The sequence below is a fragment of the Clostridium swellfunianum genome (assembly GCF_023656515.1).
GTDB lineage: Bacteria > Bacillota > Clostridia > Clostridiales > Clostridiaceae > Clostridium_AT > Clostridium_AT swellfunianum.
This window is the reverse complement of record NZ_JAMOFV010000006.1, coordinates 4,324,126-4,341,997: the sequence shown is the minus strand read 5'-3', so window position 1 is coordinate 4,341,997 and position 17,872 is coordinate 4,324,126. Positions and strand designations below refer to the sequence as shown.

Sequence of the window (17,872 nt, the reverse complement as noted above, 5' to 3'; positions counted from 1 at the left end):
AAAGCTGGCACGGAAATTGCTTAATATAATATTGTGTTGGTTAAAAAAGTAACAATTATAGATATAAAGGGAGGAACTATTAATGAACAGATTTACATTACCTAGAGATATTTACTTTGGAGAAGGATCCTTGGAAGTTTTAAAAACCTTAAAAGGCAAGAAGGCAGTAGTAGTTACTGGTGGAAGTTCCATGAGAAAGTTTGGATTTTTACAGCAAACAGTATCCTATTTAGAAGAAGCGGGCATGGAGGTTGAACTAATTGAAGGTGTTGAACCAGACCCATCAGTAGAAACAGTTATGAAGGGCGCAGCTTTCATGAGGGAGTTTGAACCAGATTGGATTATTTCAATAGGCGGAGGCTCACCAATAGATGCGGCTAAAGCAATGTGGATTTTCTATGAGTATCCAGAATTTACTTTTGAGCAAGCTGTTATACCTTTTGGTATTCCGGAGTTAAGACAAAAGGCTAGATTTGCAGCTATACCATCAACAAGCGGAACTGCTACAGAAGTTACAGCTTTCTCAGTAATAACTGATTATAAAATGCAAATTAAATATCCTTTGGCAGACTTCAACTTAACTCCTGACATAGCTATTGTGGATCCATCACTTGCTGAAACAATGCCAGCAACTTTAACAGCTCACACAGGTATGGATGCATTAACTCATGCAATTGAGGCCTATGTTGCAGGTTTAAGATCAGTCTTTTCAGACCCGCTTGCAATGCAAGCTATTGCAATGGTTAAAGAAAACCTGTTAAGATCCTTTGAAGGAGATAAAAAAGCAAGAGAAGAAATGCATAATGCACAATGCTTAGCTGGAATGGCATTTTCAAATGCATTGCTTGGAATAACCCATAGTATGGCTCATAAGACAGGAGCTGTATTCCATGTTCCTCATGGCTGTGCTAATGCTATTTATCTTCCATATGTTATAGATTTTAATAAAAAGGCTTGCGGAGCTAGATACGCTCAAATAGCTAAGAATCTTGGACTTGGTGGAACTACTGAAGATGAGTTAATAGATTCCTTAACAAATATGATTAAGGAAATGAATAAGGCTATGGGAGTTCCTCAAACATTAAGAGAGTATGGAATAACTGAAGAAGATTTCTATGCAAATGTTGATAGAATATCAGCAAATGCAGTATTAGATGCGTGTACTGGTTCAAACCCAAGAGCAATTACAGTAGAAGAGATGAAGAAGCTTTACACTTGCACCTTTACTGGAGAAAAAGTGACATTCTAATAGTAAATTAGTGGGCTCTCTTGCGGTTTTTCTGCAGGGGAGTCTTTTCATGAAGGAGCAAAAAAGATACTTGCTACAATAGTTCAAATTTTTTTACAAATTTCTCTTTTAATAATGAAATATTTTAATAATATGTTATAATAAGTTTGGTTAGGGAAGAAAGTATAAATGAATACTTTGATGAATAAAAACTAATAATTTTTATGTAGAGAATAATAAATACGGTGTCATAAGAACTAATTATTCTTATGTGCTTAAAAGGAAACGGGAGGGCTTTAAATGTATAAGATTGTAGAAAAAAGAATATTGGCGCCAAATATTTATTTAATGGACGTTGAAGCTCCTAGAGTAGCTAAATCGGCCAAGCCAGGTCAATTTTTAATAGTTAAAATGCACGAAAAAGGTGAAAGAATACCTCTTACAATTTGTGATTATGATGCAGACAAGGGAACAGTAACTATAGTGTTTCAAGCAATGGGAACGTCTACAAAGGAAATGGCTTTGTTTGAAGCAGGAGACAGCTTTGCAGATTTTGTAGGACCTCTTGGACAGCCATCTGAAATGGTACATGAAGATTTGGAAGAATTAAAGAATAAAAAGATGATATTTATAGCAGGGGGAGTTGGAACAGCTCCAGTATATCCTCAGGTTAAGTGGCTTCACGAAAGAGGCATAAAAGCTGATGTTATAGTAGGAAGTAAAACTAAGGATATGCTTATATTAGAAGATGAAATGAAATCTGTAGCTGGAGATTTATATGTTGCTACAGATGATGGCTCCTATGGCTTTAAGGGACTTGTTACAGATCTTTTAAAGAAGCTTGTTCAAGAAGAAGGAAAGCATTACGATTTAGTGGTTGCTATAGGACCAATGATAATGATGAAATTTGTTGCAAGGCTTACTAAAGAGCTTGGAATTCATACTATAGTAAGCTTAAATCCTATAATGGTAGATGGTACAGGAATGTGTGGCGCTTGCAGAGTTACTGTAGGTGGAGAAACTAAGTTTGCTTGCGTAGATGGTCCTGAATTTGATGGTCATCTTGTAGACTTTGATGAAGCTATGAGAAGACAGACAATGTACAAGAGCGAAGAAGCACAGGCTAAGTTTAGAGAAGAACATCATCATGAAGGCGGCTGTGGCTGCTGCGATAACTAGGGGGATTTACAAATGGATAGAATGAAGAGAACTCCAATATCAGAACAAGATCCAAAGGTTAGAGCAACAAACTTTGAAGAAGTGTGTCTAGGTTACACAGATGAAGAGGCGATGCAGGAAGCTTCAAGATGCTTAAACTGCAAAAAGCCAATGTGTGTTACACAATGCCCAGTTACTATTGGGATACCAGAATTTATAATGCATGTTAAAAATGGTGAGTTTGAAGAGGCTGCTAAAATAATAGCAAAACAAAGTTCTCTTCCAGCAGTATGCGGTAGAGTTTGCCCACAAGAATCTCAATGTGAAGGAAAGTGCATACTTGGAATAAAGGGTGAGCCTGTAGCTATTGGCAAGCTTGAACGCTTTATAGCAGACTGGTCAAGAGAGAATAATATAGATTTATCTCAAAGAGAAGAGAGCAAAGGAAAGAAGGTTGCAGTTATAGGCAGCGGTCCTGCAGGGCTAACTTGTGCTGGAGACTTAGCTAAGCTTGGTTATGACGTAACTATATTTGAAGCTCTTCATGAGCCAGGTGGAGTTTTGGTTTATGGAATACCAGAATTCAGACTTCCAAAAGATACAGTTGTTAAGCATGAAATAGACAACGTTAAGAAGCTCGGTGTTAAAATAGAAACAAACGTAATTGTAGGAAGAACAGTTACAATAGATGAACTTTTAGAAGAAGAAGGTTTTGACGCAATATTTATAGGCTCAGGAGCAGGACTTCCAAAGTTTATGGGAATACCAGGCGAAAACTCTAATGGAGTATTATCAGCTAATGAATTCCTAACAAGAACAAATCTTATGAAAGCCTTCAAGGAAGATTACGATACACCAATTAAGGTTGGCCAAAGAGTTGCAGTAGTTGGCGGCGGAAACGTGGCAATGGATGCTGCAAGAACAGCTCTTAGACTAGGAGCAGAAGTACACGTAGTTTACAGACGTTCGGAGTCCGAGCTTCCAGCAAGAGTTGAAGAAGTTCATCACGCTAAGGAAGAAGGAGTAATTTTTGATGTCTTAACTAATCCAACAGAAATTCTTGCAGATGAAAAGGGTTGGGTTAAGGGTATGAAATGCATCAAAATGGAACTTGGTGAGCCTGATGCTTCAGGCAGAAGGAAGCCAGTTGAAGTTCCAGATTCAGAGTTTGTAATGGACGTAGAAACAGTAATAATGTCCCTTGGTACTTCTCCAAACCCACTTATCTCTTCAACAACAACAGGTTTGGAAATCAATAAGAGAAAGTGTATAGTAGCTGAAGATGAAACTGGCTTAACTACAAAAGACAGAGTTTATGCTGGTGGAGACGCAGTTACAGGAGCTGCAACAGTAATACTTGCAATGGGTGCAGGAAAGAAAGCAGCTAAGGCAATACATGAGTTTTTAATAAACGTTGAAAAATAATTTTAAGGGCAGTATCAATTGATACTGTCCTTTTGTTTTTGTTGAAAATGGGAAATTTATAGTATATATTTAGAGATAATGATTAAACTTTAAATGAATTAGTATAAGGAGGCCGAATATGGATTTTAATAAAATTATTGAAATAGATAACTCTGTAGTAATTGAAGGAGTAAAAAACTTCGAGCTTGCTCATATATTTGACTGTGGTCAGTGTTTTAGATGGAATAGACAAGAGAATAAAAATTATATTGGTGTTGCCTTTGGAAAAGTTATAGAGGTTGAAAAAAAAGGCGATGATGTTGTTATATATAACACTAATGAAAAAGAATTTAACGAAATATGGCTTGATTATTTTGACTTGTGCAGGGATTACTCAAGCATAAAAGAAGTTTTAAAAGAGGACGAACTACTAAGACAATCTATTGAATTTGGTCATGGAATAAGGATTCTAAAACAGGAGCCTTTTGAACTTGTAATATCCTTTATAATTTCAGCAAATAATAGAATTCCAATGATAAAAAGAGCCATAGACAATATAAGCAGAAGATGGGGAAGGGAACTTGAGTACAAGGGTAATACCTATTATGCTTTTCCTACTCCAGAAGAGCTTGCTAAAGCTTCTATGGAAGAAATAGAAGCTTGTGGTGTGGGCTTTAGGGCTAAATATATTGCAGATACTGTTGAGAAAATTAATAAAAGCAGAACTGAAGAATATAAACAGGAATATGATTTGAATTATATTAAAGAACAAAGTGATGATGGCTGCCATGAAGCACTGCAGATCTTCAACGGAATTGGCCCTAAGGTGGCGGATTGCATTATGCTGTTTTCTATGAGTAAACATTCAGCTTTTCCTGTTGATGTATGGGTAAAGAGAGCGATGCAGCACTTTTATTTAGCGCCTGATGTATCTTTAAAGAAGATAAGAGACTTTGGAAGAAACAAGTTTGGAGAATTATCAGGCTTTGCACAGCAGTATCTTTTCTATTACGCTAGAGAAAATAATATAAGTGTTGAGTAAGTTGTAAAGTAGAAGTTTATGATAAGAAGATGACCATATAAGTGGTTAAATTGTTAACTTTTTATATTTTTATATTCTTATAAAGTTATCTTCTTATCTTTATATGTTTTCAGAATTTGTTTTTTATGAATTTTGTTAAGCGAAATTCTAAGAGGTGGTACAGTGTTGAAAAAAGGTTTAAAACTGCTCTATGAAAACAGAGGATATTTAATATTAATTTTAATTGCATTGTTTATAGTTTTTATAGGTTACGAATATTATGGACAGCACTTCAATGAGCTCAGAAATCCCAAGAAAATTAAGAGTATAATATTATCTTATGGTGACTATAGTGTTCTGGCTTTTTTAGCGTTACAGATAATCCAGGTTGTAGCTTTTTTTATTCCAGGAGAGTTTATGCAAATAGCTGGAGGGTATATATATGGTGCTTTTATTGGCGGACTTCTTACTTTGCTTGGAATAACCATGGGCAGTGCCATAGTATATGGCTTAGCTCGACAATATGGAAAACCACTGATTAGAAGAATAATTTCTGATAAAAAATTAAACTTTTTTGATAAGCTTTTAAAGCTTGGAAGTGTTAACCATATAGTTTTGATTTTATATTTGATCCCTGGAATTCCAAAAGATGTTTTGGCATATATATGTGGAATTTCAGATATTACCTTTAAAAATTTCATGATATATTCTACTCTTGGTAGAATACCTGGAATATTTATTTCAACCTTTTTTGGAGCCAGAATGTATTCAGGGCATAAGGGAATATTAATTGTGATAGCGGTTGCTATGTCTATTTTGTTTGTAATTGGAGTTTTTAAAGGCGAAAAAATAGTGAAATTACTGGTAAAAAAAGAATAATTATATAAAACAATGAATTATTGTTTTTAATTAATTATTATGTTACAATTTAGATATAATTGTGATTTAAAATGGGGGAATAGGGATGGATTTTGCTAGTTTGAAGAACATGATAGCAAAGATTGACGGTGTTATCAATGTTAAAGTAGTTACTGAAAACGATGAAATATCCGAAGTACATATATTGTCAAATAATCTGAGAGCACCTAAGCAGATAGTAAGAGATATTGAATCTTCCTTGCTGGCTGCTTTTGACTATAGAATAGATAGAAAAGTTATAAGTATTGCCCAAATTCAAACTGAGGATAACAATGAAGCCTTAAGAAGAGTTAGGTATAGTGGAATAGACTTAAAAACTGAAGGCAATGCTCTAGAATGTATTGTTACTTTGCTGCATGATGGAGAAGAATTTGGCGAGACTATAACTGGCATAAAAACTGCAGCAAACAGAAGAAAGATAGTTGCTGATGCTACCATTAGAACTATTGAAAAAATTCTTGGACAAGCTTACTTATTTAATATAGAAGATGTAATTATTAGTACAAGCAGAGATATAAACTTTGTATCTGTGCTTGTAAACATGGTTTTGAATGAAAATGAACAAACCATGGTAGGTTCCGCTATAGTTAAACAAGATATAAATGAAGCTATAGCCAAGGCGACCTTGGATGCTGTAAATAGAAGGATCCAAAAGGGCGCCCTTTAACACTGCTTATAAAGACCGGTTAATTTTCTTTTTTCTTACCCTTAGCGGAGTGAAAATATGACAGTACTTAGCGGAAAACTGTTAATTTTCGATTAAGGGGGAATTTACCAATGAAAACAAAGAAGTTAGCTGTATTATTAATAGCTATTCTTGCGCTTGTAGTTGCAGGCGGTTCAATGTGGAGCTGGAACTAAAGTTTTTATACCGGTCTTTATATATAAATAGGAGGATTTATGAGAAACCTAAATCTAAAACTTAAGATTTATCTTGTTTCGTTGTATGTATTTACCGCTATATCATTATCATACTTACATATTAATAGATTATTTATTGGGTATCAGACTGGCTACATGAAAGTCATTTTTTTTGCAATTTTATTAGCTATAGCTGAAAGCCTTAGAGTAGCCTATAAAGGAATGGCTATTAGTACAAGTCTAGCTGTAGAAATAGCTGTTGTTATATTATTTGGGCCTGTAGTAGCAAGTTTTGTAGTAATTTTAGGTTTTTCTTTAAGATTCAAAAAAGTAGATGGAAAATACAGACATTTATTTAATGATCCTATTTATAAAACTTTATATAATTACTGTTGTCAAATAGTTCCTTTACTATATGCTGGAATGGTTTACTATAAGTTGGGTGGTAGTTTTGATGTAGTTAATTTATGGAGTAAAGCACATCTAATAATTATTTTTAGCATTATTTGTCTCCTATTGAATACCTTGCTAGTATCTATATTATTTTCTCTGTTAAATAATAAGAGTATTTTGTATTTTTTTATTGGTAACATTAGACTTAGCTTACTTAATAGTATAGTAATGGCACCTTTTGGAGCTTTATTGGCATTTATGTTTGATAAATACAGTTATGGTGGTGTAATATTAACAATATTTCCAATTATACTAGTTAGATACACATTCTATCTTTATCTGGAATTAAAAAGTCAATATATTGAAACGGTTGATACTTTAATGCACGCAATGGAAGCACGAGATAAATATACAGAAGGGCATTCAAAGCGAGTTGCAGAAATATCCACTTTATTAGCAAAAGAACTTAAGTATAATGATATAAAAGTTGAAAGATTGCATATGGCATCCTTACTTCACGATGTTGGAAAAATAGGTATTGATGACAGCATTTTAAACAAACCAGGAAAATTAACTCAAGAAGAGTATGAAATAATAAAAAGTCATCCGGAAATAGGATATAACATACTTAAGGATATAAAAAATCTTCAAGATATACTTCCGATTATTCGCAGCCATCATGAGCGTTATGATGGAAAAGGTTACCCCGACGAAAAGCAGCCAGAACAGCTTAATTTAGATGTATTTATAGTACAGCTTGCAGATACAATTGATGCAATGACGACAGACAGACCTTATAGAAAAGCTCTAACCGATGAAGAAGTTATAAATGAAATTACGAAATATTCAGGAACTCAGTTTCATCCTAAAGTAGTACAAGCGTACTTAAATATACTTGAAAAGCAGAAGAAAGCGGTGTAGAAATGTTTTTACTTGCACTGATAATTGCAGTATTGATAGGTTATGTCCTAAAAGGCAGTATAAAAAATATTGATGCGGCTAAAATTAAAGGATTATACTTTGTAATAGCAGCGTTCATATTAGAATTTATAATGATTAAAATGCTTAAAAGTAAATATCTTACAATTGGCGCCATAACATATATCTTAGACTTAATAATGTATGGATTGCTGTTGAGCTTTGTTTATTTGAATAAAAACAGCAAATGTATTATAGTGCTGGGAATTGGTATACTATTAAATGCTGTAGTTATATTTTCAAATGGTGGAACAATGCCTGTCGACATAGAAGCTGTAAGAACTTTAGGTTTTACAGGTCAAGTTAGCTCCCAAGGGCTTTACTCAGAGGTCAATGCAGAAACCAGATTTGCTTTTTTAGGAGATATATTCTTAGTAAAGTATCCTAAACCAGGGGTTGCCAGTTTAGGTGATTTTATTGAGGTTATTGGAATGGCATTATATATAATAACGGAAATGAAAAACAAAAAATCAAAAATTATATATACAAAAATAGAGCAGTAGGGATTAAACCAAACTGCTCTTTATTTTTGTAAATTTCCTATAGAATAAATAAAGAACTATACTAAACAAAGCTAACAATAGTAATATTAAAATTGCATTATGGAAAAAAAGCTGTTGTGGAAGTACATTGATTATAGGATCTGTAACGGGGTCAAATTCCCAATAATCATTGTTGAAAAATATCTTATGAAAAGCTGTAAAGCTTCTGTCGAAGTTTATTGCAAAAGGGATAGCTAACACAATTGGTATCAAAAGCATTCCCAAAGAACTAAACTTTAAAAACAAATAATCCTTTGTTTTAAGCTTTATAAATGCACCAATTAAGCTTATGATTCCCATTAAATACATCAAATTGCTAAATTTCATAAATATGTTTTTAACTTCTACAAAGTGTATTTCACCTTCTCTAGACATTGGAAAATCAGGCATGTTCAATTTTACAATATTCTTGTTTTGAAGATAATCAATTAAAATATTGTAATTTTTAATTATTATTTCTTTTTTCATACCATAATCTTTAGCTATATTTAGATGATCCACATCAAAGTAATATAACTGCTTAAAGGATAACGTAAGCTTTACAGCTAATGAAATTAAAAATAAGGATACTGTAAGAGCTAAGAAAATTGTGGACAGCTTATTTAGGCTTTTGTTCATATTAATACTCCCTTCATGATCCCTCTTTTATGTCAATGATTATAAGTTAATTTTATATAAAGCTTGATTTATAGTCAACTATAGGATTTTAACTATGGAACTAAACTTATACATATCATAAAACAGGCAGCTTTGAGCCTTTTTAGGACATGTACAAGTTAATAGTTGAATTTAAAACCTATAAGAAGGGCATGTCTAGATATGTGGATAAAGTGGTGATTTGTGTGAATATTTAGAAATATGAAAATATAAAATTCATATTTGTTTGTAAGAATATAAATTCATAAAACTTACATAAAACAAAAATTGGCTACATAAAATTAAAGTATTGTGTCTATAATATCAATGTTTGGATAAAATTACTAATACAATGATATTAAATGAAAAAGAGAGTAAAAGCGCAAAAGAGTAATATAAATTGAACTAACGCTATAAATTCAGCCTTAAATGGGCTAAAAAGTAAAACATGGAATTTGATATTCCACGAACAATTATTTATTATAATAATTGTATTAGCACTCAATGATGATGAGTGCTAACAAAAAGTTTATAATATTATATTTCAAATATATTAAGGAGGGGTTTAAATGAGAATTAGACCACTTGCAGACAGAGTAGTTATTAAGAAACTTGAGGCAGAAGAAAAGACTAAAAGCGGTATCGTATTAACAGGTACAGCTAAGGAAAAGCCACAAGAAGCAGAGGTTGTTGCAGTAGGACCTGGAACAATAGTTGATGGAAAAGAAATCAAAATGGAAGTTAAGGTTGGAGACAAAGTATTGTTCTCAAAATATGCAGGAACCGAAGTTAAAGTTGATGGTGAAGAATACACTATCATAAAGCAAGACGACATATTAGCAGTTGTTGAATAATTAATTAGTTTGGAGGGATAGTAATGGCTAAGAAAATCATGTATGGTGAAGAAGCTAGAAGAGCTATGCAAAGAGGCGTAGATGAGCTTGCTAATACCGTTAAAATTACACTTGGACCAAAAGGAAGAAATGTAGTTCTAGATAAGAAATTTGGCGCACCACTTATAACAAATGATGGTGTTACTATAGCTAGAGAAATAGAATTAGAAGATCCGTTTGAAAACATGGGAGCTCAACTAGTTAAAGAAGTTGCTACAAAGACTAACGATGTAGCAGGAGATGGAACTACTACAGCTACACTTTTAGCTCAAGCAATAATTAGAGAAGGCTTAAAGAACGTTACAGCTGGAGCTAACCCAATGCTTATAAGAAGTGGTATTAACTTGGCTGTAAGCAAGGCTGTAGAAGGAATAAAGAAAGCATCAAGACCAATAGAAGGAAAAGAAGACATAGCTAGAGTTGCTGCGATATCAGCTGCTGATGAAGAAATCGGAAAGCTTATTGCTGACGCTATGGAAAAGGTAGGCAACGAAGGCGTTATAACTGTTGAAGAATCAAAGTCAATGGTTACAGAGCTTGACGTAGTTGAAGGAATGCAGTTTGACAGAGGCTATGTAAGTGCTTACATGGTAACTGACACCGAGAAGATGGAAGCAGTTTTAGATGATCCATATATACTTATAACAGATAAAAAGATATCAAACATACAAGACATACTTCCAATACTTGAGCAAATAGTTCAGCAAGGAAGAAAGCTTTTAATAATAGCTGAAGATGTTGAAGGAGAAGCTCTTGGAACACTTATTGTTAACAAGCTAAGAGGAACCTTCACTTGCGTTGCTGTTAAAGCTCCTGGTTTTGGTGACAGAAGAAAAGAAATGCTCCAGGATATAGCTATATTAACAGGTGGAGAAGTAATCTCTGAAGAATTAGGAAGAGACCTTAAGGAAGTTACTGTTGATATGCTTGGAAGAGCTGAAAGTGTTAGAATTTCCAAAGAAAACACTACAATAGTTAATGGAAGAGGAAATGCTGACGAAATCCATGCTAGAGTAGGTCAAATAAAGGCTCAAATCGAAGAAACAACTTCAGATTTCGATAGAGAAAAGCTTCAAGAAAGACTAGCTAAGCTAGCTGGTGGAGTTGCAGTAGTTAAGGTTGGTGCTGCTACTGAAACTGAGCTTAAGGAAAGAAAGCTTAGAATTGAAGATGCTTTAGCGGCTACTAAAGCAGCTGTTGAAGAAGGTATCGTACCTGGTGGTGGAACAGCTTACATCAACGCTATAAACGAAGTTGCAGAAGTAACTTCAGATGATGCTGATGTTAAGATTGGTATCAACATCATAAAGAGAGCCCTTGAAGAGCCAGTTAGACAAATAGCAGCTAATGCTGGACTTGAAGGTTCAGTTATAATAGAAAAGGTAAAAAGCAGCGAGCCAGGAATTGGTTTCGATGCTCTAAGAGAACAATATGTAAATATGATTAAAGCTGGTATAGTTGACCCAACTAAGGTTACAAGAAGTGCACTTCAAAATGCAGCTTCAGTAGCAGCTACTTTCTTAACAACAGAAAGTGTTGTTGCAGACATACCAGAAAAGAATCCAGCACCTGCAATGCCAGGCGGCGGAATGGATGGAATGTACTAAAATATATAAAAGCTCCTCGGAAACGAGGAGCTTTTATTTTGGTAAGATTTGATATATGAAAATATAAATAACTTGTAAAATCGTGTATAAATATGTTTGATTATATTTCTTGTAACAGGTAACTAGTATAGATATAATATATTTGTGTACATAATGTAAAAAATTATATTCTTTTGCTATTATTTGCATAATGTTGCAAGTGAGGTGAAGAACTATGGAAAATAAGCCAAGAAAAAGATTAGGTGACATGCTTGTTAAATCAGGCAGAATGACCTTGGAACAGCTTGACTATGTTCTTAAAAAACAGAAAAGTACTGGCAGGAGACTTGGTGAACTTCTTGTTGAAGAGAATATTGTAAGTGAAAATGATATATTGAATATTCTTGAGTTACAATTAGGAGTTAAGAGAGTAAAGCTGGATGAGGTAGAGGTTGATACTGATGCAGTAAAAACCATATCAGCAAACTTAGCAAATAAGCATAATGTTATACCTATATCAATTAGACGAAGCAAAGTTCAGCTAGTTATGAGCGACCCTCTTAATATTATTGCACTAGATGATGTAAGAATAGCAACTGGCTATAGTGTAGAACCATATATAGCCTCAAGTGTGGAAATTAAGGAAGCTATTAAAAAATATTATTCAACGCAATATGTTATGAAAGCTGCGGACGAGCTCTCAAAGGAACAGTTTTCAAATAGGGTAGAGGCTAAAGAAGATGAAACTGATGCCTTAGAAGAAATCAAAAATGCACCTGTAGTAAGGCTTGTGGACAGTATAATTGAAAATGCTGTAAGAGCAAGAGCATCAGATATACATATAGAACCTTTTGAAAAATATGTAAGGGTAAGATATAGAGTAGACGGAGAACTATCTGAAGTCCTAAAAACTCAGCCAGACACTTTAGGTGCCCTAATAACACGTATTAAGATATTAGCTGATTTAAATATAGCAGAGAAAAGGCTGCCGCAAGATGGCAGAATAATGACAACTATAGATAATAAGGAAGTGGATCTTAGAGTTTCCATTTTACCAAAGGTAAATGGAGAAAAGGTTGTTATAAGAATACTTAACAAGGAAAACTTTCTTGTTGGAAAAGAAAACTTAGGGATTAGCGGAAGTGAGGTAAAGAAACTTGATAAATTTATAAGCAATCCTCATGGAATAATCCTTGTTACAGGCCCTACAGGTAGTGGAAAGTCAACAACCTTATATACTATGCTTAATGAGTTAAACACAGAAAGCAAAAACATTATCACTGTAGAGGACCCCGTAGAGTTTTTAATGGAAGGAGTCAATCAGGTAAGCGTTAATACAAAGATTGGGCTTACTTTTGCAGCAGGTCTTAGGTCCATACTAAGGCAGGATCCTGATGTAATAATGATTGGTGAGATTAGAGATGCTGAAACTGCTGAAATAGCCATAAGATCCGCTATTACAGGGCACTTGGTGCTCAGCACTCTTCATACAAACGATGCACCTTCCTCTATGCTTAGACTTGCAGATATGGGAATTGAGCCATATCTTATTGCTACCTCTGTAGTTGGAGTTATAGCTCAGAGATTGGTTAGAAAAGTGTGTCCAAGCTGTGCAGAAGAATATGAAGCATCTGAATATGAAAAAGGTATTCTTGAGATAAAAGGAAATATGCCTATTATGCTTAAAAAGGGCAGGGGGTGTAATGTTTGCGGCAATAGCGGCTACAAAGGTCGTATAGGTATATATGAAATAATGGAAGTAACAAGAGAGCATAGAGACATGATAATGAAGGGCTGCAGCACGGATGAACTTCGAGATCTATCTATCGAGAAAGGTATGAGTACTCTAAGAACAGCTTGCGCAGTACATGTGCTTAAAGGAACAACTACTATGGATGAATTTATGAGAGTTGCTTATTTAAAGGAATAAGGGGGAAGAAGGATGCCAAGCTATCAGTATGAAGCAAGAAATTTACAGGGAAACATAATCAAAGGGAAGATGGAAGCTGAAAGTGAAGATATAGTAAGGACAAGCCTTCGAGAAAGAGATTATTACCCTCAAAACATAAAATTATACAGCAGCTCAATGGATATAGATTTATCAAAATATAAAAAAATATCAACACAGCAAATAGCAATATTTTGCAGACAGTTTTCTTTTACTATATCTGCAGGAATGAATATTTTAAGGGCTATGGATGTAGTTGCTGAACAAACTGAAAATAAAAAATTCAGAAATATACTTAAAGAGGTAAAAAGTGATATAGAAAAAGGAAGTAGTTTATCAGAAGCCTTAGGAAAGCATGAGGATATACCAGAAATGCTTGTCAACATGATAAGTGTTGGTGAAATGAGCGGAACTCTTGATACTGTAATGAATAGAATGGCTGATTATTATGAGAAGAGCTACAAGCTTCAGAAAAAGATTAAGGGCTCTTTAACTTATCCTATTATGGTAGCTGTGGTTGCAGTTGTGGTAGTTAATCTTCTTCTTATATTTGTACTGCCTACCTTCGTGGGCATGATAACAAGTTCAGGAGGCACCTTGCCTATGCCTACCCGTATAATTATGGCTTTGAGTGATTTCATGAAAAAATATGGCTTGCTACTTATGGGATTTATTCTGATGCTAGCAATAGTTGCGAAGATATTTATAAGGAATAATGAAGAGGCAGCAGAAAAAGTAGATATGCTAAAGCTAGATATGCCGCTCTTTGGAAAGATAATTACCAAGATTGTAACAGCAAGGTTTACAAGAACCTTTGGGACTCTTATGAGTACAGGCGTGCCGCTACTTGAGAGTATTGATATTTGTTCAAAGGTTGTAGGAAACGCAGTAGCAAGTAAATTACTCCAAAGCACTAGCGAAGCAGTAAGGAAAGGTCATAGCATTGCCTTAAGTCTCGAAGGCAGAGGCGTTTTTCCCACTATGCTAACCCAAATGATGAAGATAGGCGAGGAAACAGGAACTCTAGACAGTATTATGGAAAAGACAGCAGAGTTTTATGATAATGAGGTTGAAAATGCTACTTCTCAATTGTCAACATTAATTGAACCGTTAATAATAGTATTTTTAGCAGTAGTGGTAGGTTTTATTGTAATAGCTATGCTGTTGCCGATGTTTGAGATGTATAACTTAGTATCTAGTATGTAGAATGAATTGCATAATAAGCATTCATATATAAACATTAGGAGGGTAAAAAATGATAAACAAAGGGGAGGTAAAATTAATGACCAAGAAAAGAAAGGGTTTTACATTAATTGAACTTATTGTAGTTATTGCAATTCTGGGAATATTAGCAGCAATTGCTGTTCCAAGATTCGGTTCTACATTAAGTGGTACGAAGGATAAAGCAGATTTAGCTACTGCAAGAACACTTCAAAGTGCAGCACAAACTTTCCAAGCTAATTCATCTACTAATTCACTTCCGGCTGCATCGGATTTTAAAACAAGCGGAGCAATGGCTGCTTATCTTGCACCTGAAGCTTTAACTTCAACTGGTGTAAAGGCATGCCAAAATACTGCAAATAAGTTTTGGTATGATGCTGCTACTGGTGATGTAAAAGTTAAAGATTCAAAGCCAGCTGACTCTTATGAATCTCTTAACTAAAATTAAGAGATTAGGGTAGCAAAGAAATACAATTTACATATGGACACTTGAATTGTATGGAGCTAATAGTGTAACCGACCCTTTATTTCTGAAATAAATATTTAACAATATTATATAGTTAAAAATTGACATCTTTTCTGCTGAGATTAAATATAACATTATTTTTGAAAAATAATAAAAGACTATAATTAATATTAAATAAATCTTTCATGGCAGCACTAATGAACATGTTCGATAGCGCTGCCTTTTAAAGTTTATAAATACAGAGAACAAATATATAATTTTATAGATATATGATTTTAGAACTAATAAAGGTAGATTACATCTTTCATGAAAGTGGTGATTTAATGTTTGAAAAAGACCTAATAGCTGTAGAGATTGGGCACGAGTACATAAAAATTCTATCAGGTTCAAAAAACAAGATAAAATGCTGTGGTAGTATAAAGACTCCTGAAGAGGCTTTTGTAAAGGAAAATATTTTAAATATTCAAAGGCTTGCAAAGGCGATTTCAGAGTTTTTAAAAGAAAACAATATAACCACAAAAAGAATATCCTTTACTGTACACGGTGAGGATATTGTAGTAAGGCATATAGAAACACCCATAATGGACAGCAAGGGAATCATTAAATCACTGCAGTGGGAGATTAGTCAATACCTTCCCAATGAGGGAGAAAACTATTATACAGATTATGAGATAATAGATAAGATAAATACAAAGGAAAAGAAAGTCTACAAGGTTATGGTGGTTTCTGCACCTAAAGAAAAGATAGACAAGTATGTGGAGCTTGCTAAAAAATTAAATCTAAAACTTGAAGCTATAGATATTGCTCCCAATAATATAAGCAAGGTTTTTAGAAATGTTCATAAGCTTAAGAAGGAAATACAAAGCATCGGCATAATTCACATAGATCATTATAATAGCAACTTTACTATTTTAGAGAACGGGAGATTATTTATTGAGAGAACCATACCTTTTGGAATTAATAATGTGGCGGATATAATGTATCCATTTGCTAAATCCAGACCAGAGGAATCTGCGAAGAACTTCTTAAGAGTATTTAACTTTTATGTGCAAGAAGAGAGTACTGTTGATGTGGCAATAAAAGGTCTGTTTGATCAAGCACTTTATTCCTTTGAGAAAATTATACAGTTTTATACCACAGGGAAAACAAATAAGTCGCTAGACATGATTTATGTAATTGGAGAAGGCGCAGAAATAAAAGGAATTGATAATTACATTCAGGAATACTTTTCAACTACAGTGGAAATAGTTGACTCGGCTGAAGAAATAGGGATAAAAACAAAGCTTCCTGAGAATTGCAGCTTCAAATACTATGTTAATAGCATAGGCTTGCTGCTAAGAAAGGAGTAGGCTATGAGAGAACTTAATCTTATTCCAAACCATATAAAGCAGAAGAGAGAAAAGGATGCAATGCTTCTTAAAACAGTTGGCGGGGCGCTGCTTATACTCTCATTATTAGCGGCTATTGCTATTGTGCCCTATGCAAAGCTTAACGAGCTTAACAAAAGAGAAGCTGACCTTAAAGGCTCTCTGGAAAAATCGAAGCTTATAATTATTGATAATGAGAAGCTTAGAAAAGAAGTAACCTCCTACAAGCAGTATGCAGATTTAGTAGAGAAAACACAAAAATCCAACTCTGCCATATATCCAGTTATTAAAAGCTTGGAAAAGCATATGCCACAGGATATTGTTATAAATACTCTTGATTATAAGTCGGGCAGTATTAATATATCTGCAGCAGCAAAGGTATACAACTCAATTAATGAGTTTGCAGCTAATCTTCAAGAGTCAAAGGAATTTACTAATAGCCTTGTTGCAAATATAATTAAAGATGAACAAAAGGGTATCTATACTTTCACCTTAGTAATCACTAATATAAGGGAGGAAGTAAAATGAAGAACTTAAGTAAAAGTGAAAAGCTTCTTTTAAGCATATTTGCAATTATGCTTATAGGATATATTTACTACCAATATATAATAACTCCAATAGGAATAAAAACAAAAGCTGTTCAAGATAGAGTGAATAATTATGAGCAGAAGGTACTGCAAGCCAAGTTTATGGATACAAGCAATAAGAAGATGAACGAAGAAATAGTCTCACTAAAGGAAAAATATGATAAGTACATAAAGCTCATGCCTAAGAGTGATATGAATGCTGAGGTTATGAGAGAGCTAAATAAGCTTGCTTTGGAAAATAAGGTTACCTTAGTTGGTCTTACTATGGGTAATGGAGTGAAATATGAAGCAGGTGAAGGGACTTTGAAAAATACACCAACTACTAGCAATCAGGCAGGCAGCGAGCAAAAGAAAGAAACACAAGCTTCAGGGATAAGTATTATGGCTGTTCCGGTAATTATTAATATTAAGGGGGATTACAGCGGTTTTACTGAGTATATAAACAACTTAGAAACAAACAGCAGGCTAACTAATGTAAGTGCTGTTAATGTAACTAAACAAGGCAATGTTGATGGTCAATTATCCGTTACCTTAACTGCCAGCGTGCTTTATGTGCAGGATGGTATAAATCTGCATAATGAATATGATTTTAATCAAAGCAGTTATGGTAAGGACAACCCGTTTAAATAATTTTGCTAAATAAATAAAACAAAGCCTGCTCGTAA

General features: G+C 34.0%; 17 protein-coding genes and 1 riboswitch. Of the genes, 16 read left to right on the top strand and 1 reads right to left on the bottom strand.

The genetic code is table 11. The features are described from left to right. Nucleotides 1-82 precede the first annotated feature (82 nt). The 8 genes from NBE98_RS20635 (at nt 83) to NBE98_RS20600 (ending at nt 8,464) form a co-directional block, all read left to right on the top strand. Nucleotides 83-1,249, top strand: coding sequence for an iron-containing alcohol dehydrogenase (locus tag NBE98_RS20635; protein ID WP_250816885.1), 1,167 nt, complete (start codon nt 83-85; stop codon nt 1,247-1,249). 279 nt (nt 1,250-1,528) lie between these two features. Then, the gene (locus NBE98_RS20630; RefSeq protein ID WP_250816884.1) at nt 1,529-2,407 is read left to right on the top strand and encodes a sulfide/dihydroorotate dehydrogenase-like FAD/NAD-binding protein; all 879 of its coding nucleotides are present in this window, start codon (nt 1,529-1,531) and stop codon (nt 2,405-2,407) included. 12 nt (nt 2,408-2,419) lie between these two features. Beyond that, nucleotides 2,420-3,811, top strand: a complete 1,392-nt coding sequence (gltA, locus tag NBE98_RS20625) for an NADPH-dependent glutamate synthase (protein ID WP_250816883.1) — start codon at nt 2,420-2,422, stop codon at nt 3,809-3,811. A 118-nt stretch (nt 3,812-3,929) separates the two neighbouring features. After that, the gene (locus tag NBE98_RS20620; RefSeq protein ID WP_250816882.1) at nt 3,930-4,832 is read left to right on the top strand and encodes a DNA-3-methyladenine glycosylase family protein; all 903 of its coding nucleotides are present in this window, start codon (nt 3,930-3,932) and stop codon (nt 4,830-4,832) included. Between the two features lie 165 nt (nt 4,833-4,997). Then, nucleotides 4,998-5,690, top strand: coding sequence for a TVP38/TMEM64 family protein (locus NBE98_RS20615; RefSeq protein ID WP_250816881.1), 693 nt, complete (start codon nt 4,998-5,000; stop codon nt 5,688-5,690). Nucleotides 5,691-5,775: 85 nt separating this feature from the next. Continuing rightward, complete coding sequence (locus tag NBE98_RS20610; protein ID WP_250816880.1) at nt 5,776-6,396, top strand: hypothetical protein; 621 nt, start codon at nt 5,776-5,778, stop codon at nt 6,394-6,396. Between the two features lie 233 nt (nt 6,397-6,629). Next, nucleotides 6,630-7,904: an HD-GYP domain-containing protein gene (locus NBE98_RS20605; RefSeq protein WP_250816879.1), complete on the top strand. Its 1,275-nt coding sequence runs from the start codon at nt 6,630-6,632 to the stop codon at nt 7,902-7,904. Nucleotides 7,905-7,906: 2 nt separating this feature from the next. Beyond that, nucleotides 7,907-8,464 carry a DUF5317 family protein gene (locus NBE98_RS20600; protein ID WP_250816878.1) on the top strand — a complete coding sequence of 186 codons (558 nt, stop codon included), beginning with the start codon at nt 7,907-7,909 and terminating at the stop codon, nt 8,462-8,464. Between the two features lie 3 nt (nt 8,465-8,467). Here the strand turns inward: NBE98_RS20600 and NBE98_RS20595 are convergent, their stop codons facing one another. Beyond that, complete coding sequence (locus NBE98_RS20595) at nt 8,468-9,121, bottom strand: TIGR01906 family membrane protein (protein WP_250816877.1); 654 nt, start codon at nt 9,119-9,121, stop codon at nt 8,468-8,470. Nucleotides 9,122-9,708: 587 nt separating this feature from the next. Between NBE98_RS20595 and groES the strand changes: the two genes are divergently transcribed. From groES to NBE98_RS20555, 8 genes are all read left to right on the top strand, one after another. Then, on the top strand, nt 9,709-9,993 hold the full coding sequence (groES, locus tag NBE98_RS20590) for a co-chaperone GroES (RefSeq protein ID WP_250816876.1): 285 nt from the start codon (nt 9,709-9,711) through the stop codon (nt 9,991-9,993). Nucleotides 9,994-10,016: 23 nt separating this feature from the next. Next, nucleotides 10,017-11,639, top strand: a complete 1,623-nt coding sequence (gene groL / locus NBE98_RS20585; protein ID WP_250816875.1) for a chaperonin GroEL — start codon at nt 10,017-10,019, stop codon at nt 11,637-11,639. Between the two features lie 214 nt (nt 11,640-11,853). Further along, on the top strand, nt 11,854-13,548 hold the full coding sequence (locus NBE98_RS20580) for a GspE/PulE family protein (RefSeq protein ID WP_250816874.1): 1,695 nt from the start codon (nt 11,854-11,856) through the stop codon (nt 13,546-13,548). A gap of 12 nt (nt 13,549-13,560) precedes the next feature. Beyond that, nucleotides 13,561-14,772 carry a type II secretion system F family protein gene (locus NBE98_RS20575; protein ID WP_250816873.1) on the top strand — a complete coding sequence of 404 codons (1,212 nt, stop codon included), beginning with the start codon at nt 13,561-13,563 and terminating at the stop codon, nt 14,770-14,772. A gap of 76 nt (nt 14,773-14,848) precedes the next feature. Next, nucleotides 14,849-15,229 (top strand): type II secretion system protein, encoded by a 381-nt coding sequence (locus NBE98_RS22485; protein WP_284703670.1) that lies wholly within the window; start codon nt 14,849-14,851, stop codon nt 15,227-15,229. A 6-nt stretch (nt 15,230-15,235) separates the two neighbouring features. Further along, a riboswitch (cyclic di-GMP riboswitch) is annotated at nt 15,236-15,318 on the top strand. Between the two features lie 258 nt (nt 15,319-15,576). Continuing rightward, nucleotides 15,577-16,602 (top strand): pilus assembly protein PilM, encoded by a 1,026-nt coding sequence (gene pilM / locus NBE98_RS20565; protein WP_250816872.1) that lies wholly within the window; start codon nt 15,577-15,579, stop codon nt 16,600-16,602. A gap of 3 nt (nt 16,603-16,605) precedes the next feature. Beyond that, complete coding sequence (locus tag NBE98_RS20560; protein WP_250816871.1) at nt 16,606-17,148, top strand: PilN domain-containing protein; 543 nt, start codon at nt 16,606-16,608, stop codon at nt 17,146-17,148. After that, nucleotides 17,145-17,837: a hypothetical protein gene (locus NBE98_RS20555; protein ID WP_250816870.1), complete on the top strand. Its 693-nt coding sequence runs from the start codon at nt 17,145-17,147 to the stop codon at nt 17,835-17,837. The genes NBE98_RS20560 and NBE98_RS20555 overlap by 4 nt, the downstream gene beginning before the upstream one ends. Nucleotides 17,838-17,872: the final 35 nt, after the last annotated feature.

Coding starts and splice junctions, on each gene's coding strand:
- NBE98_RS20575 (WP_250816873.1), top strand. CDS start 13,561: ATGCCAAGCTATCAGTATGAAGCAAGAAATTTACAGGGAAACATAATC.
- NBE98_RS20620 (WP_250816882.1), top strand. CDS start 3,930: ATGGATTTTAATAAAATTATTGAAATAGATAACTCTGTAGTAATTGAA.
- NBE98_RS20605 (WP_250816879.1), top strand. CDS start 6,630: ATGAGAAACCTAAATCTAAAACTTAAGATTTATCTTGTTTCGTTGTAT.
- NBE98_RS20595 (WP_250816877.1), bottom strand. CDS start 9,121: ATGAACAAAAGCCTAAATAAGCTGTCCACAATTTTCTTAGCTCTTACA.
- NBE98_RS20580 (WP_250816874.1), top strand. CDS start 11,854: ATGGAAAATAAGCCAAGAAAAAGATTAGGTGACATGCTTGTTAAATCA.
- gltA (WP_250816883.1), top strand. CDS start 2,420: ATGGATAGAATGAAGAGAACTCCAATATCAGAACAAGATCCAAAGGTT.
- NBE98_RS20560 (WP_250816871.1), top strand. CDS start 16,606: ATGAGAGAACTTAATCTTATTCCAAACCATATAAAGCAGAAGAGAGAA.
- groES (WP_250816876.1), top strand. CDS start 9,709: ATGAGAATTAGACCACTTGCAGACAGAGTAGTTATTAAGAAACTTGAG.
- NBE98_RS20555 (WP_250816870.1), top strand. CDS start 17,145: ATGAAGAACTTAAGTAAAAGTGAAAAGCTTCTTTTAAGCATATTTGCA.
- NBE98_RS22485 (WP_284703670.1), top strand. CDS start 14,849: ATGACCAAGAAAAGAAAGGGTTTTACATTAATTGAACTTATTGTAGTT.
- NBE98_RS20610 (WP_250816880.1), top strand. CDS start 5,776: ATGGATTTTGCTAGTTTGAAGAACATGATAGCAAAGATTGACGGTGTT.
- groL (WP_250816875.1), top strand. CDS start 10,017: ATGGCTAAGAAAATCATGTATGGTGAAGAAGCTAGAAGAGCTATGCAA.
- pilM (WP_250816872.1), top strand. CDS start 15,577: ATGTTTGAAAAAGACCTAATAGCTGTAGAGATTGGGCACGAGTACATA.
- NBE98_RS20600 (WP_250816878.1), top strand. CDS start 7,907: ATGTTTTTACTTGCACTGATAATTGCAGTATTGATAGGTTATGTCCTA.
- NBE98_RS20635 (WP_250816885.1), top strand. CDS start 83: ATGAACAGATTTACATTACCTAGAGATATTTACTTTGGAGAAGGATCC.
- NBE98_RS20630 (WP_250816884.1), top strand. CDS start 1,529: ATGTATAAGATTGTAGAAAAAAGAATATTGGCGCCAAATATTTATTTA.